The sequence below is a fragment of the Helicobacter sp. 23-1046 genome (assembly GCF_053654635.1).
In genome coordinates, this window is record NZ_JBSIUS010000001.1 from 932,552 (window position 1) to 955,822 (window position 23,271).

The window sequence follows — 23,271 nt, forward strand, 5'->3', positions numbered from 1 at the left end:
AATGGCTACATATTTAGATTTTGAGAGCAAAATCAAATCTCTCCAAGACGATATAGAATCTGCTAGCATTCGAGGGGATACTCACGCACAGAGTATCTTGCAACGAGATTTAGAAAAAGAAATCGCTCAAGTATATAACAATATGAGCGACTATCAAAAACTCCAATTAGCGCGACACCCAGATAGACCTTATGCACTTGATTATATTGAGCTTATTATGCAGGACAAATACGAGATTTGTGGAGATAGGCATTTTAACGATGATAAGGCAATCGTGTGCTTTATTGGCAAAATTGGTGGTATTGGTGCGGTTGTCATCGGCGAGGAAAAAGGCAGAGGGACAAAAAATAAACTTACTAGAAACTTTGGTATGCCTCACCCAGAGGGCTATCGCAAGGCACTTCGAGCAGCAAAACTTGCAGAAAAATTTGGATTACCAATTTTAATGCTCGTAGATACTTCAGGTGCATATCCGGGTATCGCAGCTGAAGAGCGCGGACAAAGTGAAGCGATAGCAAAAAATCTCCAAGAATTCGCAGCACTCCAAACACAAACTATTTGTGTGGTAATCGGCGAAGGCGGAAGTGGTGGTGCTTTGGCTATTTCTGTGGCTGATAAACTAGCGATGATGCAATATTCTATATTTAGCGTTATTTCTCCAGAGGGCTGTGCGGCGATTTTATGGAATGACCCCACGAAAATAGAAACCGCAACAAAAGCCCTAAGAATCACCCCAGAAGAACTCCAAAAACTACACCTTATTGATGATATTATTAAAGAACCTCTATCGGGCGCACATAGAGATAAACAAAATGCAGCTAAGGCTATTGAAGAGTATTTCGTCTGCGCTGTGCAAGAAATACAAAAAGACGATAAGTTTTTACAGCACCGCTATGAAAAACTTATGCGTTATGGTGTTTTTACACAAGAATAAATCCCTAGTGAGATTTGTGTAATTGTGTATTTCTCGTTACAAAAGTGTATTTATAAGGCTGTGTTAAGCGACTTTTTGATACAATCCCAAAAATCTTAAATAACCAATAAGGAAGGAAGCTATGAAAGAATCTAAAAATCCCTATGCCAATCGCATCACACTTTTAGAGCCATCGACAACCATTGCCATTAGCTCACTTGCACGCGATTTAAAGGCGCAAGGCAAAGACATTTTAAGCTTCTCAGCTGGCGAGCCAGACTTCGACACACCAACCCCTATACAAAATGAAGCCATTCGCGCGCTTAATAGTGGCTTCACTCACTACACTGCCGTGAGAGGTATCCCAGAATTACTTAAAGCCATTTGTGGCAAGTTGGAACGCGATAATGGATTGAAATACGAGCCTAGTGAGATTCTCGTTAGCAATGGTGCAAAACATTCGCTTTTTAATATCTTTCAAGCCCTCATTGATGATGGCGATGAAGTGCTCATACCAGCACCTTATTGGGTAAGTTACCCAGAGTTAGTGAAGTATTGTGGTGGAAAATCCATCTTTTTACCGACAACAGAATCACAAAATTTCAAAATCACACCCGAACAGCTCAAAGCTGCTATCACACCAAAAACCAAAGCCCTTGTGCTCAACTCCCCGTCAAACCCCACAGGAATGGTATATAGCAAAAAAGAGTTGGAAGCCATTGCTTGGGTATTAAAAGACACAAATATTTGGGTGATAAGCGATGAAATTTATGAAAAACTCCTTTATGATGGTGTATTTTGCTCAAGCGCAGCAGTGAATGCGGATATGTATGAACGCACCATAGTAGTCAATGGCTTAAGCAAGGCAGTGGCAATGACAGGCTGGCGCGTGGGTTACTTGGCTTGCAAGGATAAAAATCTTGTGAAGTTAATGGATAATTTACAATCTCAATGCACATCAAATATCAATTCTATCGCACAAAAAGCCAGTGTTGTGGCACTTAATGAATGTGATAATGAAATAAAAGAAATGTGCGTGGCGTTTAAAGAGCGAATGGAGGTCTCTTATCAACTTTTTAGCACGCTTGGTGGCATTAGTATTCGCAAGCCTCAAGGGGCATTTTATCATTTTATTAGTATTCAAAATCTTTGCGGTGGGGATTCTATGAAATTTTGTGAAGAATTGCTCCAAAAAGTCGGTGTCGCACTTGTCCCCGGTAGTGCCTTTGGGCAAGATGGATATGTGAGATTCTCATTTGCGTGCGATATAGACACGATTAAGCAAGGTATTGAGAGGATTGCGAAGTTTATTAAAAGCGTGTAAGTTTTCACAATATTATTAGAATCTTTGGGGGTTGCATTTACACTTTGGAGGGATAGGTTGCTTGGGATTAGGGTTATTTTTATTGTCTTATTGCTAGGACTCGCGGGAGTTGGACTTTTTGTGCGTTATCACAATGCTAATGGCGAGCGGAACGACTCCGCATTTTTGCAACAAACAAATAAAGAATATGCACTAGATTTTACAAACCCCGCTCAATCTTTATTTGAACCACAAAATACTCACACCCTTGAAATAAATGCGGACTTACTTGGCGAAATGAATTTTTTTAACACACAAAATGTCTTTGTCCCAAATACACAAAAATCAGCCCACAGCTCAAGTCTGCTTGATTTGGGCGATAGGCTTATGGTCGTGTTTTTCGCAGGGAGCAGGGAGGGGGACAAAGATGTAAAAATCTATCAAAGTTTTTTAGATAAGCAAAATGGCACAAACAACACTTGGAGTGAATCAAAGCCTATTTTAGACGCCCAAATGCTCTCACGCTTAAGTGGGAAATTTATTAAAAAACTTGGCAACCCTGTGGTGTTTATGGATTCCAAAAGGCGTGTGCATTTGTTTGTAGTAGGGGTTAGTCTTGGAGGATGGGCGACAAGTAAAGTCTATCAGCTGTATTTTGATGAGAAATTACAATCTTTAAATTATGTTACAGAGCTTCATTTAGGGGCATTTGCTAATCTTTCACATCTTGTGCGCACACCACCACTTGAGCTAGAAAATGGTGGATTTATGCTTCCACTTTATCACGAGCTTGCGGATAAATATCCACTTGTGGCGTTTTTTAACAAAGATGCAAAGTTCCTCTTTGCTAAGCGCACAAATTCTCTAAAATCCCAACTTCAACCCACTATAATCGCTCTAGATTCCACTTCTTGCCTTGCAAGTTATAGAATCCACCGCGGATATGAAAACTTCGCGTTTTTGCAAATGTGCCAAGATTTTGGAAACAAATGGGGGGAGCCACTGCAAAGCAATATAAAGAACTTTGATAGTTCTTCTGTGTTGCTTGCTTTGGATAAAGAGGTGCTTTTGCTCCACAATGACGGAATGAATAATCCGCTCTTAGAATTTCAAAACATCTACGGAAAAAGCGTGCCAATACACCCAAGAGCGTCTTTAAGCCTCTTTTTGCTAAAAAATCCTAACACCTTTACGCGCTTACTAACCATTGATGTTACGCAAAATGGAGAAGTAAGCTATCCAAGTGCATTGCTTGATTCTACGCATTTGCACATTACTTATACGCACAATAGAGAAAAAATAAAATACCTAAAAATCCCGCTAGATTCTATTGATGAGCTTATCGCTCAAGTGCGCGATATACCACCAACGCCAAACAAACCACAGGAAAAAGATGAGCCTTTACCAAAAGACAAAGATTCCCAAGAATCTCCGTATATTTACATCGATGATATGGTCATCGCACAAGCAAAAGAGAATCTCGCAAACACTCCAATAGAGGAAATGTAATGTTTGCATTAGTTGTGGTGCTAAGTGCGTTGTATCTCTTTGTTGGAAATGTGGTAAATTTTATCTTCCTCAAAGTATATGGCATTAAAGACTACACACTTCTAGGCTTTGGGATAGAATCTAGAGCGCAAAAAGCACGCAAAGAAGCGCAAATAGACCGAGAAATCGCGCAAACCTTTGGGGGTTTTAGCGATAGCGCATTGCTCAACAAACGACTGTATAATGCAATAGAAATTGCCCTTAATAAACTTTTAGGCATAGATATACGCCAAAGTATGCAAGAATTTATGGAGATAAAAACCGCTCTATTGCAATCCCAAGCATACAACGACAAAATAACCAAAGGCTTAAAACTCAAATACACCATTGCATTTGTGCTATTTGCCATAAGTCTTATCCCAATCAACCTCCACACAGAGCAGAGTTATAACACTTTTGAAATTATTTATACATTTTTTGATTCCCCAAGTGTGTTTTGCGTGCTTTTAAGTATGCTTTTTGTTACTCGATGTGTGCTTGGTGATATGTTTAGATTCTCGTGGATAGGATACTTTATAGAGCAAAAAATGCGCCCTCAAGATAGCACAATGCTTATTTTAAGCGTTTTTGGAGCAGTATTGTATTTAGGTGCGTGCAATATTTTGCCTTTTGATGTATATCATTTGGGGATTTGGCAGAGTGGATTTATCACGCTTTGTGTGGTTGTGCTTATTGGGTTTTTAGATTCTTGCGCGCTTGTGCTTTTATTTTTTACCATTTGTGTGTATGTATTCTTTGGTTTTGATTTGTCGTTGGCTGAATTTGTCATTTGCCCATATTTGTGGCTATATAGTGTTATTTTTACTTGTATTTATTTCGCACAAAGAGCATTAGATAAGCACTAAAACTCCTGTGTGAAAGTTACTTTCTCGCTTCCTTTTTGCCACTGCGCGCTAATATTTTCGAGGTAAAACACCGCAAAATCTGGGTTTTCTGGGCTTTTATACTTTTGTCTAATAAATGGATACCGCTCCATCATAGCTTCCTTCGCATCAATATGATTAGCAATCCTAGCCTCTGCACGCAAACGCAAAAAACTCCCATCATCTAAGCAAGTGCAATATTCTATGCCCGAGTGGTTTTGAATGTGCTTATAGAGATTTTTGTGTATAGAAGTGGCGAAATAGATTTTATTATTATACACAAGTGCGCTTTGCACAGGGCGCACGCGTGGATTCCCGCAAGTGCCTTTTGTCGCCAAAAATCCCGTATAACCAGAATCAATAAACGCGACAATATCGTTAAGAGAGTTGATTTGCATTGTGTCTCCTCATTGAGTTAATTTACTGAGTGTGAAAAATGGGGCATCATAATTTGGCTCTTTAGTAATTTCAGAACAAATTTCTTGGTAAGCAATCCTGCCATTTGTATCCACCACAATTACCGCACGAGTGAGCAATCCCTCAAGTGGCGAACTCTCAAGCAATAGTCCATAAGTTTTGCCAAACTCCTTTTTTACAAAATCACTTACCGCGCTCACATTTTCAATGCCCTCTGTGCTACAAAATCTCTTTTGTGCAAATGGTAAATCCATAGATACACAAAACACTTTGACATTTGGCAGTGAGGCAGCCTTTTGGTTAAAGTGCCTTGTCTGTTCAGCACACACACCTGTGTCAAGGCTTGGCACGACACTAATAACTTGACATTTATCTTGCGCTCCACCGACCTCTATGGGCGATAAATCTCGACTAATGAGCTTTATGCTAGGCGCACTATCGCCCACAGAGAATCTCTTGCCATAGAGTTTTACCAATTCACCCTTAAAAGTAACTAATAACATAGTTATACCTCCTTAAACTCAACACAAAACATTGTATCTTTAAGTGAATTTGATACAATCACTCCTAAATTTTACTTTAAGGTTGTTAATGACAAGCAAGTCCTACCTACTTGATACATCAATAATTTTAGATGATATACAAAACATTATCCATCTCTATCAAAACGGACAAAATCAACTCTTTCTTAGCGACACAATTATCGATGAACTTGATAGCAAAAAAGAATTGCAAAATGAAATGGGATATTTTATCCGCGAATTTTTTCGCAACATTTATACAAACAACCACCCCGTTCAATCACCACAAGATTCTAATAACGCAAAGCCCCACGCAAAAAAATCTCAAAAAAACAACTCACACATCACAAAGAGATATAAAGATGATTTTTTAAGTGAAATGTTTTTTATTAAAGATGAGTTAAAAATCCCTATTACACTGATTTTCCGTGAGCATTATCACTTAGATTCTACCATTAGTGTGAATGATAGTAAAATTATCCAAATCGCTAAAGATTATAACCTTATCTTGCTGACTAATGATATTTCGCTAAAAATCCGTGCTCACGCGCAAGGGATAAATGCTCAATCGCTCTTTCGCGACCGCGTGGAGAATCCACAAAAAATCGACTTTTGGCAGAGTTTTGAAGTGCATAAAGATGAGGAAATAAGCACACTTGAAGAAAGAGAATCGTTTAAAAATCTCACAGATTGGAGTTTGCTAGAAATTACCGAGCTTGATAATACTGATAGTTCGCTCTATCATACGGGACGCAAATTTTTTGGGCTTAAGGTTGAGGGAAAATGTGAGATTATGCCTCTAGATTCTATCCTCGAAGAGCAAAAGCCCTATATCACGCCTATCAATTTAGAGCAAAAAATGCTTTATGCCCTACTCACGCACCCTAAAAACAATCTAAGCATTATCACAGGGGCTACTGGAAGTGGCAAGACTCTTATTGCATTGCAAGCTGGGATTAGTTTGTTAAAAAATGGCAGCGTTGATGGCATACTCTATTTACGCAACACCGTTACAGCGAGCGATAAACACGCTGAGCTAGGCTATCGCAAAGGAGATGAAGCACAAAAACTCCACTATTTTATGTATCCACTTTTTAGCGCGATAAATTTCACCATTGATAAATTGCAACAAAACTCGCTAGCAAAGCGTATAGAATACAAGGGCGAAACCAAAAGTATCCAAAAAGAGCAAGCAACGGAATATTTCTTACAAAAGCATAATATCGAAGTCATTGACATCGCACACGCACGCGGAATCACGCTGGCAAACAAATTTATTATTTTTGATGAAGTGCAAAATGCCTCCAATGCCACTATAAAGCTCATTGGCACGCGTGTGGGCGAGGGGAGTAAAATTGTATTTTTAGGCGATTGGGCGCAGATTGACCACCCGTATTTGAGCAAATTTCGCAATGGTGCATTAAGTCTGCTCCAAAGAGCACTCAATGATAATAAAATTGCCGCTATGCAGTTACGACAAACCATTAGAAGCGATATAGCCAAATGGTTTGGGGACTTTGAGTAAGCAGTGCTATCCTTATAAGGTTTATTGATGAAAAATATTACACCGCCACCTTACATCATAAAAATCCTCAAAAGCATAAAGACACATACATTCACTTACCTACTCACTTCAAAACTCTCAAAAAACACCATTATCAAGGCATTTGTTGTGTTTATTAGCATAAGTGGCGTGTGGTATTTCTTTTTGACATTTTTCGCACTAGATTCTCAACTAAAAGACGCACAACACAATCAAACAAAAGACCCATTTGAAGCACAATACAGCAAAATGCTTCTTGATAGAAATGGTGCGCTTTTAAGCGTATTTTTAAACAAAGAAGAACAATGGCATTTAAAAGCCACAATTCCCGTGCCAGATAAGCTCAAAACCGCTGTGTTAGAGTATGAAGACAAACGCTTTTATTCACATTTTGGCATTGATATTTTAGCGATTGCGCGCACGATTAAAAATAACCTCACTCAAAGCAATCGCGCGGGAGCAAGCACTATCACAATGCAAGTGAGCAAGTTTTTAAACGCAACAAATGAACGAAGTTATAAGAACAAAATTGATGAAATGATTTACGCATTGCGACTTGAAAGCCTCTATAGCAAAGATGAAATCCTCACAATGTATCTCAACAACGCCTCGTATGGGCGCAATATTATTGGTTTTAGTGGAGCATTGTTGCTGTATTTTGGCTTACAAAATCCAAATGAACTCACTTGGGCGCAAGCCACATTACTTGCCGTGCTTCCAAATGCGCCGGGCTTAATCAACCCAGAAAAAAACAAAGATATTTTACTCCAAAAGCGTAATGCTCTACTCACTCGTCTCCACCAAAAGGGGCACTTTGATGATGATGTGCTAAAACTAGCGAGCCAAGAGCCATTGCCTAAAAAACTTATCACACATAAAAACCTTGCCCCGCACCTAGCCCTGCGTCTTATAAAAGCACAAAAAAACTCCACTCCACTCATCAAAAGCAGCATTGATAAAAACATTCAAGCACGCTTTGAACAGCGCGTCAAATCCTATTCACAGATTCTCCAAAAAGATGGCATTGCGAATGCAAGTGTGCTCTTAATCGACACCAAAAGCAGAGAAGTCATCGCATACATTGGCTCTCAAGATTTTTTAGATATTTCAAATTATGGACAAATTGATGGCATTATCGCCAAACGCTCTCCGGGCTCACTACTAAAGCCCCTGCTTTATGGACTTAGCATTGATGAGGGGCTTATCTCTCCATATTCCAAACTCATTGATGTGCCACTTTTTTTTGGTGCGTTTGCCCCACAAAATGCAAACAAAAAATACTATGGACTTATCACCGCACAAACTGCGCTTGCAAGGTCGCTTAATGTGCCTTTTGTCAAACTTTTGCAAGAATATGGCTATGAAAAATTCTTTTTTACACTTAAAGATATTTTACATTTCAAAGATAATAATTATGCGCGCTATGGGCTTTCTCTCATACTTGGCACAAAGGAGTTAAGCGTAGAAGACATAGGTAAAGTTTTTGCGGGATTTGGCAATTATGGAGTATTTGCAAACTTACGCTATGACACACAAAAGCCCTGCCAAAAAGATTCCAATCAGCACCAAAGCACACAAAATTTCACCAAGCAACCTTGCTATGAAGTGCAAGAAAAACGATTCTTATCTGCTGGAGCGGCGTATCTCACGCTACGAGCAATGCAGAAATTAGAGCGCGCTGGATTAGAGAATCTCCATAAAGATAAAAAAATATTTTCGTGGAAAAGTGGAACGAGCTATGGGAGAAAAGATGCTTGGGCGGCTGGGACTTCTCCTAAATACACGCTTGTGGTATGGGTTGGAAACTTCACAGGAGAAGCAAACCCAAAAATTTTTGGCGTAAAAACCGCTGGAAGTTTGCTCTTTGAGCTTTTAGGCGAACTTGATGGGTTAGATTTTCACTTCGCTCAGCAAGACATTAAAACCATTACTCTAGATTCCCCTACGGGGTATCGTTTGAGCGAGGAATTTGCAAATCTTGGCATTACCCAAATCACCGCGCCATATCCGCAAAATGCCTTGCCTCTACGCACTTCGCCATTTCTTAAAGCCTTATGGGTTGATAAAGATTCTAAAAAAGAGTTAAACTCGCTTGATGAGGGCTTTGAAAATGCTAAGCAAGTAGTGCGTTTAGAGTTGCCAACAGCGGTGCTTAATTATTACAGCATTCAAAACATTGATATTAACTCCCACCTTTTACACACTTACAAGAAAAACAAAGTTCTTAAAATCCTCTATCCAAGTAATGGATTAAAAATTATCCAACCCATTGACTTTGATGGACGGCAAAACCTCATCATTCGCCTTGCCAATCTTAAAAAACAAAAATTTTTCGCCTATCTCAACTCTGCAGAAGTAGAAATAAATGATTTCACCAATCCAAGTGTAAGCCTACAAATAGAGCTTGAGAGCGGGGAACACAGCCTCTATATCATCGGCGAAGATGGCAGTGAAGATTGGGTAAGTTTTGAGATTGTCCGCTAGATTCCAAACAAATACGCATAAGGCGAACTTAAATCAACAAATGGTTGTAACTCGCTAAATGGCACAAGCACTTCGATAATCCCACACCCATTTGGGACAAACCCTTTTGTATTGTAGGTAAATACCACGCCAGAGTGCTTAATAAAAAAATTATCTGGAGGCAAAATCTCATCTTCATCTTTTGGCAAGCATTGGGTAGATTCTTTGTTACGATATTTTTCAAGCAAGGCTTTAAACTCCATAGAGCGAAAAACTTCCTCCTCCCAATCCCGCACGCCAGCATAAAAAAGATTCTCAATCCTCTCGCTTGGTAATTGCTCGCCATTTTTTAGACTAAAAATCATCGGGTAAGTATAAATATACTGCTCGCTCCCCTCATAAAAATACATATTCATAACAAACGCAAGAATATTAGAATCCATATAGCCTATCTTGCTTGCCCCTAAGAAATCGCTATGTGGCATTTTAAATGCTATTACCCGCTGTGCCATTCTCCTCACACTTAATCGCTCGTGCAGATAGTCTCGTATTTCTTGCCTCTGCGCACTTACATCTTGCGCGTAAAACAAATCTTGTCGCGCGGTAGAGTGCTCTAAAAATTGATACATTTGCTTGTTTATATTTCTAATTACAAAATTAGCACTCTCACTATGTGTAAGCGGGATAAATGGTAGTGTAACAAGTGCCCTATTAGAATAGCACTCCTCAAATTCATCACAACTTGGCACAAATTTAAGGCACTCTCTAGTGCTTGAGCATTTGCGCCTTGCTATAAAATAGCGTATCTCTGCACGCATAAAATCCACTTCTGTAAAAAAATTATGTTGAGAGAAAAATTTATGTTGCCCTTTATCAAGGTATTCAATCTCTATGATTCCATTAGAATCTAGCCCTAACCTCACTTTCTTATCGCTAAGTTTGGTAAAAAGCAAATCACCATCTTTCTCTCCCACAGGGATTGTAAATCCTATGGGCAAAGCAGAAGTATGCTGTGGGCTAAAAAGAGTGATTTTATATTCACTTTGTTCCAAATCACTATCATACGCGCTTATTTGCGCTATTTCTAAAATAGCGATTTTGCCTCTATCGTGCATATCTTGCATTACAAACACACGACTTTCTTTTTCTTGCAAATTAAGTTTTGCACTCAACTCTGGCGAAAGGGTTGTTGTGGGTTGTATGTGTGGCACTTGCTCTTGCTTTTGAGAATCTCCGCACGCCAAAAACACAAACGCAACAATCACGCCAAGATATAATCCTTTCACTCTCTCTCCTTTGACCTTTATTAGTAAAACTTCTAATCAAATCTCAATCCAAAACATAAAAATTCACAAAAAATTCACTTTTCTCTTGTCAAAAACAAAAAATAATATTATAATCCGCGCTCCACTATCAATTTTAAGAATTGTTAGTAAAATTATCACAAAAGGAGCAATAATGATAAAAAATCATTTTATTCATATTTCATTAGCACTTTGTATGGCTCATACCACTGCCATCGCAAATCAAATAGAGAGCAATAAGGGGGGGGGGGGCATATTATCTTTTTAGCAGATAATGAGAGCGTAAATACTTCCCCACAAGACAATACAGATTCTGCAGATTCCAATTCGTCAAAATCCACACAAAAAGTCCGCTTAGATAAAAGCGTCTCCATAGCAAGTGGAAATGAAAAAAATATTGTTGATTCCCCAGCAAGCGTAACAGTCATCACCAAAGAGGAACTAGAACAAAAGCCCTACCGCGATTTGGGCGAGGCGTTAAAAGAAGTGCCCGGTGTTAGCTTGGAGGGCACGAGCAACAAACTCGGCGCAAATGCCATTAGCATTCGTGGTATGCCAGCAGGCTACACGCTTTATTTGCTCGATGGCTTGCGACAAAATCCAAGCGGTGATGTCGCCACAGCCAATCTAGGCGTAGGCGTGTATAATACCTTTATGCCTCCCACAAGTGCCATAGAGCGCATAGAGGTAATCCGCGGTCCTATGAGTACGCTCTATGGCTCTGATGCGCTAGGTGGCGTGATAAATGTCATCACAAAACCCATAAGCAATAAATGGGGCGGGAGCTTCCAAACGGAAGCCATAGTGCCAGAATCTAGTCGGTTTGGCAATAGTTTCCAAAACTCGCTTTATCTAAGCGGGCCACTTGGAGAGAAATGGGGCTTAAATCTCCGTGCTCGACAGCTCACGCGACACGGAAGCCAAAAACCCACCGATGACAAAGGCAATGTCGTAAATAGTTTCTTTGGCTCGCACTTTGTGATGTATAACTTCGGCGGGCGTCTCACTTACAAACCAAGCGAACAAAACACCTATTTTGCGGATATTGACTACTCCAAATCCACCTATGATAACCGCGATGGGCAAATCGGCACACTAGGCGCGAACCTAAGCGGGACAAACTACACAGGTGGCTATGAAAAATGGGTGGGTGTCAATAAACTCTCCACTGCCCTCGCACACAGAGGGGACTACTCCTATGGCTCGTGGAAAAACACGATTCAGTTTTCTCACGCTGAAAACACAGGGCGACTTGTCGTAGGCCCTAACACCAACCCAAATGCCACCAAAAATCGCGGAATCGCTAGCAATGATGTAGTTGTGGATTCTCGACTTCTAGCCCCGCTATTTGAAAACACCATCGTAGGCTCAAATTTCCTCAATGTCGGCGCGGAATATCGCTTTGAGAACTACCACGATTTAGCCGCCACGCCTGCAAGTCATAACCGCAACACTTTGGCAATCTTTGCTGAAGATGAGTGGAATATATGGGGCGGGATTACCCTCACACTTGGCGCGCGCTATAACTACAACGATAAATTCGGGCATAATGTAAGCCCACGCGCCTACCTCGTCTATGAGATTCTCAAAGGCTGGGCGATAAAAGGCGGTGTCGCCACAGGGTATAAAGCCCCTTATGCAAACCAAACCATTGACGCAGTCTATGGCTATGGCAGGCAGGGCGCATTGCCCTTTATCGGCAATCCTAACTTAAAGGCAGAGAGCTCAATAAGCTATGAAATAGGCACGGTGCTAGATATGAAGTATGTGGATTTTTCTTTAATGCTCTTTCGCTCAAACTTCCGCGACAAAATCGAATCTCAAAGCGTAACAAACACAAACAATGTAGCGTGTAGCACGAGCGGAGCGACTACTTGTAGTATGGCGTATAATGCCAATAGCGCGTATAGCCAAGGCATAGAGGCGAGCTTTGGGCTAAAGCCTCTATATGGATTTAGCCTTGATATGAGCTATACTTTTATAGATTCTGAAATTACCTCAGGGAGCAATCAAGGCAATCCGCTAAGCACCACCGCGCGAAACAATCTCTTTGGCAAAATCGCCTATCAATACTCACGCTTTAATGTGTTTTTGCAAGCGCACTTTAGAGAGGGCATCGTAAATACCACTACGCTAGGCAATAGCGCGCAAGCTATCGCGCTAAAAGAACTACTCGGTGGAATCTACTACAAACCCTCCACCGTGCTAAATCTAGGAGCAGGGGTAAAAATCACGGATAATGTGAGGGTAAATGCAGGGATTTATAACTTGCTAGATACCAACCTCGCGGATTTTAGGAGCTACACTTACCAAAATAATCAAGCTCAAACGAGCGCAAATGTAAGCTACTATGGTCCTGTAATCCAAGAGGGCAGGAGATATTTTGTGAATATAGTTTTGGATTTTTAACTACTTGCCAAGACAAAAATTGCTAAATAACGAATCTAAAAGCTCTCCATACTCAAATGGGCGCGTGATGTCGCTAAGGGCACTCATCGCCCCATTGATATGAAACGAAAAAAGCTCTAACGCTCCATCTTGTAGAGTTGCTTTTGCACTTTGGAGTTCATCAAGCGCGTTATGCACTTTATCGACTTGATAAGTCGCACTAAGTAGTGGGAAATCGATACTATGTTTTGTCTCTAAAAACCGCGCCAAACAATCGACAACCTTTTGTGCTTGGAGCTTTTGCTCTTGTAGATTATCGTGTTTGGTTGAGATTGAGAGAATATGTGGCGCGATTTTGTTTGAAATACGCATAAAACACTCCTCTAAAAACTCATTGTCTTTTTGACTAAAGCCACAGGGCAAATCACTTTTATTGCGCACAAAAAGCATATCTTGCTCTCTTTGTCTAAGCACTTCTAAAAGCGCGTAATCCTCAGAATCTAGTGGCTTTGAGCTATCAAAAAGCACAAGGATAAGGTTGCTTTGCTCTATGGCTTGGAGGCTTTTTTGGATTCCTATTTGTTCTATTGTCTCAGGGCTTTGACGAATGCCCGCAGTGTCGATAAGCGTGATGACATTGCCCGCGATAGTGAGACTTTCTTGCACACTATCGCGCGTAGTGCCAGCAATCGGTGAAACAATGGCACGGTCAAACCCAAGCAACGCATTTAAAAGCGAGCTTTTTCCCACATTTGGCTTCCCTACGATACATAGCCTAAACCCTGTAAAAAGCCCCTCTCTTTGCTTTGATTGTGTATAAATACGCTGTAATGTGGCAATGATAGAATCTACCTTCTCACTTATAGTGATATAATCCTCCCCCACATCATCACTATAATCAATATGCACCTCACTATAAGCCAAAATCTCAATAAGATTCTCCCGCACACTCTCAATAAATGTGCTTAAACTTCCGCGCATTTGGTGGATTAAGCTCTCATTTGCTACCGCGCTTTTAGAATGTATCAAAGAGGCTATGGCTTGAACTTGGGATAAATCAAGTTTGCCATTTAAAAAGGCGCGTTTGCTAAACTCGCCATTGCGTGCGATTTGCGCACCAAAACTAAGTGCGCTTGAGACGACCATTCTCGCACATACGACTCCACCGTGGCAGTGAATCTCACAAATATCCTCTCCATTAAAGCTATGCGGGGCTTTAAAATAAAGCAATATTGCCTCATCAATCACCCTACCCTCTCCATCATAAACCATACTTAATGTCGCATAACGCGGAGTGAGAGAATCTCGGCGGGCAATCTTTAGTGTAATATCTAGCGCGTCTTTACCGCTAAGTCGCACGATACAAATCGCACCAATGCCAACAGGAGTGGAGATTCCAACGATTGTATCTTGCATTAACTCTTTTTAAAATCGTTGATAATAATATATTTTTCGCCCTCATCAGTGAGGCGAAAGGACACATACTTCTGTGGGAAAATCTCGCGCAACTTGCCAAGTGCGATATAAGCCAAAATACCATCTAATGGCTTTGTTTGTGCTTTTGAGGTCGCATTAACCTGCTCAATAATCCCCTCTAAATACACATCAATCATTTGCTCTTGGTTTTTCAAAAATTCTGCTACTTCTAAACGCACGGTAACGCCATATTTTGGGTTAATCCAATTAAATAACAAATAGCTCAAAGCCTTGTAACGATAGCCTTTCTCGCCTATCAAAAGCGCGCAATCCCTCCCATCAATGGTAATGCAAAGTTCATCATTCATAAAAACTACCTTAATATGGTCAATCTCAAAAGGCAAATAAGAAAACAACTCCTTTAGCTCGCACTCAACATCACTTACCATAGCCTTTTCATCAATCTCTTTAATCTTTGGTGTGTTCGCAACGGAAGTAGAGCTTGAGACATTGTAATCTTTAGAATCTTGCGTAGCTTGGAATGCGCTTTGTGCTTTGTGCTTTGAATGATTTGCACTCGTGTAATTTCCTTCTGGCTCGCCCCAGCTCGTATCACCCCAAAGACTATCATTAAAATCCTCATAAGTGCTTTCATATCGCTCCTTTGTGGAAATATTTTTTTGCGCGTTGCTTATGTTTGGGTATGCACGCGTGCTTTTTTGTGGTGCTTGAGATGATTGCTTGGTATTTTGGGGTTGTGGTGCATTTGCTTTTTTAGCGTATGTGAAATCTCCACTATCTTGCTTTGGTGTATCTTCTTGCTCACTATTTGCCTCATCATAGCCCTTTTTGTAATCCACGATAATAACCGCGTCTTTGCGCCCAATACCCAAAATCCCAGCACTTGGATTCTGAGCGACTTCATATTCTAAATCCACTACGGAGCATTTAAACTCCTCAGAGGCAAGCAAAAGCGCGTCTTGGAGTGTCTTGGCAGTAATTTTTTTCATTTACTTCTCCTCCCCTTGTGCTTGGTTTGCTCCTCTACATTTATTTCTTTTGTTTCTTTTATCTTTTGAGCTATGGCTTTTTTACGCTCAAGGACTTTGTTAATGACAAGTTGCTGAATGATAGAAAAGATATTGTTAATCGTCCAATAAAGCACCAGCCCAGCTGGAAATGGAAAAACAATGAAAAATATCATAAAAAACCACGGCAACATTTTAAAAACTTTTTCTTGCATTGGGTCAGTGAAGTTTGATGGAGTGAGAATCTGCGAGAGATACATCGTAACGCCCATAAGCACAGGCAACACAAAATATGGGTCAATCGCACTTAAATCACTAATCCAAAAAATCCACTCCGAATTTTTCAACTCAATGGCATTATACAACACACGATAAATAGCAAAAAATACAGGAATTTGTAACAATAAGGGCAAACAACCACCAAGCGGGTTTGCGCCGTGCTTTTTATACAGCTCCATCATTTGCATTTGCATTTTTTGCGGGTCGCCTTTGTAACGCGTCTGAATCTCTTTCATCATTGGCGCAATATCTTTGAGCTTTTGCATTGAGAGGATTCCCTTATAACTCAATGGGAAAAGCACCAATCGCACTAAGAGGGTTAAAAGCACGATTGCCCACCCCCAATTCCCACAAATGCCATACAACCAATCAAGGAGTAAAAATATCCACTCTGCAAAGAAAGTAAAAACCCCATATTCCACGACATCTGAAAGCTCTTTGTAAATGTGTTCTAAATTTTTATAATCCTTTGGTCCAATATATCCATAAAAGCTATCTTGCCCATAGAGCTTCATATACGGCATTGGATTATCTTGCAAATCTCTTCCTATGCGGATATTTAGGCCTTTGGCTAAATCTTTAGTATAAAATAAACTTGTATAATATCTATCCACGCTGGCGATGAAGCGTGATTTAGGGAAGTCTTCGTTTTGCGCATCGCCATCTTCGATTTTTTTAATAGAACCATCATCTTTTTTCAAAAGCACTCCGCGAAAGACATAATTGTCCTTATCACCCTTTGGACGCATACCATTGCTGATAAAATACTCAATATTTGGATTACTCACACCAATATGCACTTCATAAGTCAAATCTTCATAAAACTTCAGCTCTTTAGTAATGCTTACTTCGCCGAGATTTTGCGTAAGGGTAAGAATTTGTGATGACTTTTGCGCGGAATCTCGACTAGATTCTATCTCTAGACGCGGAGCAGAAGCGATATATGGCGTGCTAAACGCCTTTTGATTTATCGCATTATCGCTAAATCGCACCTCAAGGGCTCTTAGCTCAGATTCCCCAAAAAGAGCAAGTTTATCAATATGAGGTTTGGTAGAAGAACCACCAAACAGCGAACCGATGATACTAAAGAGGCTTTCTTGCTCATCGCGTGTGAATTTTTCGTCCTTTAAATACACTTCTCTAATGCGTCCAAGCGCGTCAATTTCAATCTCAAAATCTTTAGATTCTATCACAGAAATAAGAGAATCTTTAAGCGGGATATTGCTTTGTGCTTGCAGTGCGAAATTTTGCGCATTATCTTTAGGCATAGCAGGATTAGATTGCGCAATAGGCGCATTGCCTATGTTATTTGCATTATTTGTAGCTTGCTCTAGGGTATTTATAGAAGTGGCGTCTTGATTTGGTGTATTATGTTGGCTATGCTTTTGCTCTGGTGGAAAAATCGTCATATATACAGCAAAAAAGCCAATGCTTAAGGCAATAACCAACATTATACGCCCAAGACCACCGCCATCGTCATTGTTTTGATTGGGATTTGGATAATACATAATGTAACCTTTAAAATGATTTAATTACAACAAATGTGCCCTTAACTCGTTTGGGATATGAAATTGTAGCTAAAAATAGAGAATTTTTGTAAGGGAGTAGCCAATATTTTATGCGTTTTTGCTGTGGATTTGTTGTGAAAAAAATTGGGCAAATACTCATTTCTAAAGTTGGATAATCTATACCGCCACTGCTTAAAGGACTACACATAAGGATTCTGTGTGTGATTTTTAGCATCGCCTGAAATGGCTTATTAAAATCAAATAACCAAAGAGCGTAATTTGAACAACTAGGATAGAATCTACAGCTCCGCCCAATGACTAGAGAGAGGCTTTTTTGATAAATGATGACAAAAAACTTCAATGTCCTACTTAAAATCACATTAAACAGAGAAAAAACGCAAGAGCATACAACCTGCAATGCAAGAATGTAACGCACAAATATTGCCTTTATTTTGCTGGCGAGTTTTGGGAGATTAAAGATTGTTGGCATTGTATCGAATAGCTTTTAAACTTAATGTGCGCAATGATTGAAAGTCAAGCTCACCAAATGAGGGTTTAGGCACAAAAACTATCATCTGCCCATTGAATTCTTTGCTTGCGCACAATGCACGCAATCGGCGTTTGTAAAGATTGCGTGTTGGGGAATTTCCAACCTTGCGCGAAACACTTAACCCCAAATACACTTGCGCTCCACGCGCAAGAATAGATTGAAAAATAGGAGAATCTTTAAGATTTGCGCCACGATAGTTGTCTTGTGAGTTTCGCGCTTTTAGTGTGTGTGGGTTGGCAAAATCGATAATAAATGCAGTAAAAAAATCCGTGCTAAAGCGTCTGCCATTTTTAAACACGACATCAAATTCGCAGGTGCGCTTTAACGAGCTAAGTTTAAGAGATTGATTGGCTTTTGTCTCATTAAGCCACACTTAGTCGCTTTCTCCCTTTTGCACGGCGAGCGTTAATCACTCTGCGCCCATTTTTTGTTTTCATTCTTGCACGAAATCCGTGAGTTCGTTTTCTTGGTGTGTTGTGTGGTTGATAGGTTCGTTTCATTTACTTGCCTTTATATAAAGTGAAATAAACTTGCGATTGTGCCATAAATTTCCTTAAAAAACGCTATTTTTCTGCAAATTCCTTGCTTAAATCTAAAATTTCAAGCAGATTCTCATTTGACTTCGTAATCACACGAAATTCTACCCTACGCGATTTTTTATCATTATCTAGGGGCTTTGCAAAACTAAGTCCATTGGCACGCAACACTGCAATAAGCCATTTTTTGTGTGCGTTGATAGAGCGTTGATTAAAACAATATTTGAGCACTTCAAATGCCCTTGCTTGAGAGAGTTCAGCATTCCCTAAATATCGCTCTTCGATGCTAATTGCACTTATCCAATCTGTTGAAGTATGCCCCTCTATACGAATTTCCTCGATATTGACTTGATACTTTGGAAGAGTGAGAATCTTTATATAACGCGGGAAAAAGTCATCTAAAATATCTTTAAACCGCTGTTTGACTTGCTTATCCCCAGCGTCAAAGAGCACTTCAGGCTCGCGGAATCTAATGGTATTATCCACATCAATTTGCGCGTCCCAACGCGCCAAATCCTTAGAAAACTCTTTTTGTAAATCTAAAAAAAGCTCTGCTTGCAAATTTGAGTAATTTTGCGCTATGGCTGTGATTTTTTCATTGATTTCACTTAATCGCTTATTTTGTGCGCTTAGCTCATCTTGGGCTTGTTGAGAAAGTATCATAAAGGCAATCATCACCAGCAAAAAAATCATCATAATCCCAGCCATCATATCTGAGATACTTATCCAATGATTGTGCGAGGATTTATTATTCATTGTTTAGTCCTTAGATTCCATACTTTTATGTGCTATTTTCGTGCGCCGATGAGTTCTGTTATGCGTTGCAAAAACCATTCATAATTTTTCCAAAAATTATTCACACTCGCGCTCATTGCTTCATCAAGATTCCGTAACGATGCTTTAAGTTCTTGGCTTAGAGCAGAGTTTTGTTTGCTATCCTCTAAAATCTCTTCCCCAAGCACTTTATAAAAATTATGTAGTTCGCTATTATTTTGCACAAGGTAATCTCGCATTTGTTTAATGTTTTCAATCATTGCGTGCTGAAACTCATTAAATTCACTTAGAATCTGTTCGCTAACTTGCTTTGGCGTTGTTATAGAGTCTTCGCTTAGCTTTTGGAGGAGTTTAGAGTATTGCAAAGCAATGGTTTTAATGTATTTATTAGAGAGCTCATATTGACTCATAACGCCCTCGCGCGCATTGTTTGCGCTTGCATTGAGCGCGTCTAGCGTTTCTTCATTCATTGTTTTGAGTTGCGAGCTAAAGGTTTGTAAAATCTCGCTGTGATTCTTACTCGCCTGCTCGCTTAAAGTATGGAGCACTTCCACATTATGCTTTTGTAGCCCTTTAGATTCTTCAAGTGTTTGTTTTAGTCCCTCAAGCATGGAATCTAGGCTTCTTATGCTTACATTGCGGATTTCTTGTAAATTTTCATCACTAGATTGTCGCAAGAGTATAAAGTCCCTTTGGAGTGTTTTCATCGTATCATTACTCATAGATTCTAGTTTTTGCGCGCTTTGTGCGATGAGTGATTGTGTCGCATTATCAAAGTTTTGCTGCATATCTTTAGCACTTTGCAGGGCATATTGTTTGATGTTTTCATTAAGGTCTGCGATATGGGATTGCGCATTTTTGGCGTTTTCTTTCATCGTATCAAAAAGAGTTTCTAATCTTTGTAATGCCTGCTTTGAGCTTGGCTCTAAGTTTGCGATATGGGCTAAGTGGGTTTGAAGTTTGTTGTTTTGTATCTCACAAGATTGTATGATTTTAAGATTCTCTTCATAAAAGGCACTCACGCGCTCATTTTGCGAGAGGATTTGCTCAAATGTTTGCTGTGAAGTTTGCATTGCGCTTTGTGTGCTATTAAGTGTGCTCTCAACATTACGCAAAAGCACTTGTGTTTCTTGCACGAAATGCCTATATTCCTCCTGCCACGATAGAAGTTTGCCAACCGCGGTATTTAACTCTTTAAAATTCTCGCCAAATTGTGTTTGTAAGTTTGTATTAAAATCTTTAATCACAGATTCTAATGCAATGATAAGCTCACGCGATGCGCCCTTTGCTAGCTCACTCACAGCGAGCTTTAAAGAAGTATTTACTTCACTAAAGCACGATTCTATCATCGCATAATTTTTGTGTGATAATTCTATAATATCATCTCGCGTTGGAATCCTCTCTAATTTTGTTAAGTGGTGCAAATGGTTTAAATGGTTTAAAAACTCTAATTTTTGAAATAAAAAATCTATATCGCTTTCCTCAGTGCTTTTGATATTTTTGCTTTTTTGCAAAATTGAAAGCAAAATGGCAAGTCCCATTCCTAAAATCGAAGTATAAAAGGCTGTTTTTAATCCATCTAAAAGCGTGGGGATAGAGGTTTGCAGTGCAAAAGCATCAAAATCAAGCAAACCGATAAAAATCCCAACAAAAGTCCCCAAAACCCCGCTACTCATTATAATTGACTTTAAGTCTTTGTGGCTTTGCGTGCCATAAGTGCGATAATCCCACACAAAAAGTGCAATCATAAATCCTGTAAATAACACATTTATCGCTAAAATAACCATTATTTCCTCCTTAAAATATGGGGGTTAAGCCCATTCTCCTTATTTTTGATTTTTCTGCGTAATCACAAAGACATTATGGAATCCCAACGCCTGCAAAGTCGTGCTAAGGTCTAAAAAATGCTCCAATCCGCTTTGCTTATCGCCTTGAATGATAATTTGAGTTTGCAAATCAAGTTTGCCTAACTCCTCTTTTAATGCGTTTAATTCAAGTGCCACATCATCAAAATAATAAATTCCCTCTTTGTCAATGACGACAATCTTTTCATTGCTTTCGGTTTGTATGCTTCCCTCTTTTTGCTCTTGCAAAGTGGGAATCTCCACTTCGATTTTACTTTGGTGTATGAAAGAAGCACTTGTAAGCACAATCACAAGCAATACTAACATAATATCAATGAAAGGAATAAGGTTAAGAGAATCTATCTTTTTCATTTATCACTCTCTTTATCAAGGCGTGATGAAGGTTTGGGAGCGATATTTGATGGATTATGATAAATATCCCATTTGGTAAGCACTACTTCAGCTTTCCTCACAAGCAGGTTGTAAAATACAATGCTAGGAATCGCCACAACAAGCCCAGCAGCAGTGGCTTTAAGTGCTAAAGAAAGCCCAGACATAATGCCCTGCGTATCTAAAAGTGTGTTATTGCCAATTTCTACGAAAGTTACCATAATGCCAAACACCGTGCCTAAAAGTCCAATATACGGAGCATTCGAGCCAATAGTCGCAACAAGAGTTAATCGCTTATGTAAGTCCAACTCCAAAAGTCGCTTGTCATTATAATCATCTACACGCACAGTAGCATAAAACCACGCCCGCTCAATGCCAATGGCAACCACCACAATGCTCAAAAACAACAAAAAACCTAAAACTCCATAATCAACAACTTCCCTCATCACAACGCCTAAATAATAAAATAAAATCCTAAAATCAAGTGTCAAATTGTAGCGTTTTTATACGAATTTTTGCCTTATTTGACACATTTTATACCCTTTAGGGCAAAATACAAGAAACAAAAAGGAGGCGCAAATGTCAGCGATTTTTATACAAAAAGACTTGGAATTTACTTCAGTTGTGGATTTTTTACGCATTAAATATGATATTTATATGCCAAAAGACATACAAAACGCCAAAGCACTTATCCAAATCGCGCACGGAATGGTAGAGCATAAGGCACGCTATGAGTGGCTTTGCGAGAATCTCGCACAAAATGGCTATATCGTAGCCATTAGCGACCACAGAGGGCACGGTAAAAGCATTGATGATTCTCACCCATTAGGGCAAATGCGCTCACTCAAACAGATTAAATTTCCAAACGCACCTAAAAATCTCCCCTCAAACAGCGGATTTTATCACGCTATTATTGATATGCACGAGCTTAGTAAGATTATAAAAAATCAATTTAACGATAAAAAATTTATCTTACTTGGGCATAGTATGGGTTCATTGCTTTCGCGTGGTTATGCCAAGATTTTTGGTTATGAGCTTGATGGACTTGTCCTCTCTGGCTCTCCTGCGTATAATCCACTTTTGCCATTTGGCATTACACTCACAAAGATTCTCAAAACTCTTGGTTTGACGCAAGGCAATAAACTCATTAACGCGCTTAGTTTTGGTGGATTTAATAAGCCTTTTGTGAAACCAAATGGTGAGAATCTAAGCTATGGTGATTTCGCGTGGCTTAATCGCAGTCAAGAAGGTGTGAATGCGTATAAACGCGACCCGTTATGTCAATTTGTATTTTCACTCTGTAGTTTTATTGATTTGTTTGAAGGCACGCAATGGGTGCAAGACCCAACGCCAACGCCACTAGATTCTACAAACGCAACAAAAACAAATTTCCCTATTTATATCATCAGTGGGGATTGCGATAGCTGTGGGGACTTTGGCAAAGGTGTGAAAAAAATCGCGCATAATTTCACAAATGCTGGCTTTAGTGTAACAATGAACCTCTATAAAGGAGCAAGACACGAGATTTTCCAAGAGATTAACAAACAAGAAGTGCTTAATGAGCTCCTCGCGTGGCTTAGCAAGACACAAACACAATAATGTTTAAATGACTAAGGACAACTTAACCCCACACAAAGGAGCTGAGATTGCTGTAAGCCATTTTTACTCAATGTTACATAATTT

At 39.6% G+C, this 23,271-nt stretch carries 21 protein-coding genes; 8 read left to right on the forward strand and 13 right to left on the reverse strand.

What is annotated here, in order from left to right; all coding sequences use genetic code 11:
• Position 1 precedes the first annotated feature (1 nt).
• From accA to ACWIUJ_RS04555, 4 genes are all read left to right on the forward strand, one after another.
• Positions 2 to 934, forward strand: coding sequence for an acetyl-CoA carboxylase carboxyl transferase subunit alpha (gene accA / locus ACWIUJ_RS04540; protein ID WP_454151348.1), 933 nt, complete (start codon positions 2 to 4; stop codon positions 932 to 934).
• A 121-nt stretch (positions 935 to 1,055) separates the two neighbouring features.
• Positions 1,056 to 2,237 (forward strand): pyridoxal phosphate-dependent aminotransferase, encoded by a 1,182-nt coding sequence (locus ACWIUJ_RS04545; RefSeq protein ID WP_454151347.1) that lies wholly within the window; start codon positions 1,056 to 1,058, stop codon positions 2,235 to 2,237.
• Between the two features lie 120 nt (positions 2,238 to 2,357).
• Entirely contained in the window at positions 2,358 to 3,725 is a 1,368-nt protein-coding gene (locus ACWIUJ_RS04550; protein ID WP_454169258.1) for an exo-alpha-sialidase, read from the forward strand.
• Positions 3,725 to 4,609 carry a hypothetical protein gene (locus ACWIUJ_RS04555; protein WP_454169260.1) on the forward strand — a complete coding sequence of 295 codons (885 nt, stop codon included), beginning with the start codon at positions 3,725 to 3,727 and terminating at the stop codon, positions 4,607 to 4,609. The genes ACWIUJ_RS04550 and ACWIUJ_RS04555 overlap by 1 nt, the downstream gene beginning before the upstream one ends.
• On the opposite strand, the gene ACWIUJ_RS04560 is transcribed toward ACWIUJ_RS04555, so the two are convergent.
• Positions 4,606 to 5,025, reverse strand: a complete 420-nt coding sequence (locus tag ACWIUJ_RS04560; protein WP_454151341.1) for a pyridoxamine 5'-phosphate oxidase family protein — start codon at positions 5,023 to 5,025, stop codon at positions 4,606 to 4,608. The genes ACWIUJ_RS04555 and ACWIUJ_RS04560 overlap by 4 nt on opposite strands.
• A gap of 9 nt (positions 5,026 to 5,034) precedes the next feature.
• Positions 5,035 to 5,547 carry a thiol peroxidase gene (tpx, locus tag ACWIUJ_RS04565; RefSeq protein ID WP_454151339.1) on the reverse strand — a complete coding sequence of 171 codons (513 nt, stop codon included), beginning with the start codon at positions 5,545 to 5,547 and terminating at the stop codon, positions 5,035 to 5,037.
• 88 nt (positions 5,548 to 5,635) lie between these two features.
• On the opposite strand from tpx, the gene ACWIUJ_RS04570 reads away from it, so the two are divergent.
• Together ACWIUJ_RS04570 and pbpC are read left to right on the forward strand one after the other, a co-directional pair.
• Positions 5,636 to 7,090 (forward strand): PhoH family protein, encoded by a 1,455-nt coding sequence (locus ACWIUJ_RS04570; protein WP_454151337.1) that lies wholly within the window; start codon positions 5,636 to 5,638, stop codon positions 7,088 to 7,090.
• Between the two features lie 27 nt (positions 7,091 to 7,117).
• Positions 7,118 to 9,592, forward strand: a complete 2,475-nt coding sequence (gene pbpC, locus ACWIUJ_RS04575) for a penicillin-binding protein 1C (protein ID WP_454169262.1) — start codon at positions 7,118 to 7,120, stop codon at positions 9,590 to 9,592.
• On the opposite strand, the gene ACWIUJ_RS04580 is transcribed toward pbpC, so the two are convergent.
• Positions 9,589 to 10,857 (reverse strand): DUF3298 domain-containing protein, encoded by a 1,269-nt coding sequence (locus ACWIUJ_RS04580; protein ID WP_454169263.1) that lies wholly within the window; start codon positions 10,855 to 10,857, stop codon positions 9,589 to 9,591. The genes pbpC and ACWIUJ_RS04580 overlap by 4 nt on opposite strands.
• Positions 10,858 to 11,271: 414 nt before the next feature.
• Here ACWIUJ_RS04580 and ACWIUJ_RS04585 point away from each other — a divergent pair, with 414 nt between their 5' ends.
• Positions 11,272 to 13,284, forward strand: coding sequence for a TonB-dependent receptor domain-containing protein (locus tag ACWIUJ_RS04585; protein ID WP_454169725.1), 2,013 nt, complete (start codon positions 11,272 to 11,274; stop codon positions 13,282 to 13,284).
• Here ACWIUJ_RS04585 and mnmE read toward each other — a convergent pair whose 3' ends face one another.
• The 10 genes from mnmE to exbB all read right to left on the reverse strand — a co-directional run bounded on the left by mnmE (position 13,285) and on the right by exbB (position 22,034).
• Entirely contained in the window at positions 13,285 to 14,679 is a 1,395-nt protein-coding gene (gene mnmE / locus ACWIUJ_RS04590) for a tRNA uridine-5-carboxymethylaminomethyl(34) synthesis GTPase MnmE (RefSeq protein WP_454169265.1), read from the reverse strand. It abuts the gene before it with no gap.
• Positions 14,679 to 15,689: a Jag N-terminal domain-containing protein gene (locus tag ACWIUJ_RS04595; RefSeq protein ID WP_454169266.1), complete on the reverse strand. Its 1,011-nt coding sequence runs from the start codon at positions 15,687 to 15,689 to the stop codon at positions 14,679 to 14,681. The genes mnmE and ACWIUJ_RS04595 overlap by 1 nt, the downstream gene beginning before the upstream one ends.
• The gene (gene yidC, locus ACWIUJ_RS04600) at positions 15,686 to 17,494 is read right to left on the reverse strand and encodes a membrane protein insertase YidC (protein WP_454169268.1); all 1,809 of its coding nucleotides are present in this window, start codon (positions 17,492 to 17,494) and stop codon (positions 15,686 to 15,688) included. The genes ACWIUJ_RS04595 and yidC overlap by 4 nt, the downstream gene beginning before the upstream one ends.
• 10 nt (positions 17,495 to 17,504) lie before the next feature.
• Positions 17,505 to 17,930, reverse strand: a complete 426-nt coding sequence (yidD, locus tag ACWIUJ_RS04605; RefSeq protein WP_454169270.1) for a membrane protein insertion efficiency factor YidD — start codon at positions 17,928 to 17,930, stop codon at positions 17,505 to 17,507.
• Between the two features lie 37 nt (positions 17,931 to 17,967).
• Entirely contained in the window at positions 17,968 to 18,417 is a 450-nt protein-coding gene (gene rnpA / locus ACWIUJ_RS04610) for a ribonuclease P protein component (RefSeq protein ID WP_454169272.1), read from the reverse strand.
• Positions 18,407 to 18,544: a 50S ribosomal protein L34 gene (rpmH, locus tag ACWIUJ_RS04615; protein ID WP_034570110.1), complete on the reverse strand. Its 138-nt coding sequence runs from the start codon at positions 18,542 to 18,544 to the stop codon at positions 18,407 to 18,409. The genes rnpA and rpmH overlap by 11 nt, the downstream gene beginning before the upstream one ends.
• 63 nt (positions 18,545 to 18,607) lie before the next feature.
• Positions 18,608 to 19,336: an OmpA/MotB family protein gene (locus tag ACWIUJ_RS04620; protein ID WP_454151320.1), complete on the reverse strand. Its 729-nt coding sequence runs from the start codon at positions 19,334 to 19,336 to the stop codon at positions 18,608 to 18,610.
• Positions 19,337 to 19,368: 32 nt separating this feature from the next.
• Positions 19,369 to 21,141: a hypothetical protein gene (locus ACWIUJ_RS04625; protein WP_454169273.1), complete on the reverse strand. Its 1,773-nt coding sequence runs from the start codon at positions 21,139 to 21,141 to the stop codon at positions 19,369 to 19,371.
• A 39-nt stretch (positions 21,142 to 21,180) separates the two neighbouring features.
• Entirely contained in the window at positions 21,181 to 21,570 is a 390-nt protein-coding gene (locus ACWIUJ_RS04630; protein WP_454151316.1) for an ExbD/TolR family protein, read from the reverse strand.
• Positions 21,567 to 22,034, reverse strand: a complete 468-nt coding sequence (exbB, locus tag ACWIUJ_RS04635; RefSeq protein ID WP_454151314.1) for a TonB-system energizer ExbB — start codon at positions 22,032 to 22,034, stop codon at positions 21,567 to 21,569. The genes ACWIUJ_RS04630 and exbB overlap by 4 nt, the downstream gene beginning before the upstream one ends.
• A gap of 133 nt (positions 22,035 to 22,167) precedes the next feature.
• On the opposite strand from exbB, the gene ACWIUJ_RS04640 reads away from it, so the two are divergent.
• Complete coding sequence (locus ACWIUJ_RS04640) at positions 22,168 to 23,187, forward strand: alpha/beta fold hydrolase (RefSeq protein WP_454151312.1); 1,020 nt, start codon at positions 22,168 to 22,170, stop codon at positions 23,185 to 23,187.
• Positions 23,188 to 23,271 lie beyond the last annotated feature (84 nt).

Coding starts and splice junctions, on each gene's coding strand:
- accA (WP_454151348.1), top strand. CDS start 2: ATGGCTACATATTTAGATTTTGAGAGCAAAATCAAATCTCTCCAAGAC.
- ACWIUJ_RS04545 (WP_454151347.1), top strand. CDS start 1,056: ATGAAAGAATCTAAAAATCCCTATGCCAATCGCATCACACTTTTAGAG.
- ACWIUJ_RS04555 (WP_454169260.1), top strand. CDS start 3,725: ATGTTTGCATTAGTTGTGGTGCTAAGTGCGTTGTATCTCTTTGTTGGA.
- ACWIUJ_RS04560 (WP_454151341.1), bottom strand. CDS start 5,025: ATGCAAATCAACTCTCTTAACGATATTGTCGCGTTTATTGATTCTGGT.
- tpx (WP_454151339.1), bottom strand. CDS start 5,547: ATGTTATTAGTTACTTTTAAGGGTGAATTGGTAAAACTCTATGGCAAG.
- ACWIUJ_RS04570 (WP_454151337.1), top strand. CDS start 5,636: ATGACAAGCAAGTCCTACCTACTTGATACATCAATAATTTTAGATGAT.
- pbpC (WP_454169262.1), top strand. CDS start 7,118: ATGAAAAATATTACACCGCCACCTTACATCATAAAAATCCTCAAAAGC.
- mnmE (WP_454169265.1), bottom strand. CDS start 14,679: ATGCAAGATACAATCGTTGGAATCTCCACTCCTGTTGGCATTGGTGCG.
- ACWIUJ_RS04595 (WP_454169266.1), bottom strand. CDS start 15,689: ATGAAAAAAATTACTGCCAAGACACTCCAAGACGCGCTTTTGCTTGCC.
- yidC (WP_454169268.1), bottom strand. CDS start 17,494: ATGTATTATCCAAATCCCAATCAAAACAATGACGATGGCGGTGGTCTT.
- rpmH (WP_034570110.1), bottom strand. CDS start 18,544: ATGAAACGAACCTATCAACCACACAACACACCAAGAAAACGAACTCAC.
- ACWIUJ_RS04620 (WP_454151320.1), bottom strand. CDS start 19,336: ATGAATAATAAATCCTCGCACAATCATTGGATAAGTATCTCAGATATG.
- ACWIUJ_RS04625 (WP_454169273.1), bottom strand. CDS start 21,141: ATGGTTATTTTAGCGATAAATGTGTTATTTACAGGATTTATGATTGCA.
- ACWIUJ_RS04630 (WP_454151316.1), bottom strand. CDS start 21,570: ATGAAAAAGATAGATTCTCTTAACCTTATTCCTTTCATTGATATTATG.
- exbB (WP_454151314.1), bottom strand. CDS start 22,034: ATGAGGGAAGTTGTTGATTATGGAGTTTTAGGTTTTTTGTTGTTTTTG.
- ACWIUJ_RS04640 (WP_454151312.1), top strand. CDS start 22,168: ATGTCAGCGATTTTTATACAAAAAGACTTGGAATTTACTTCAGTTGTG.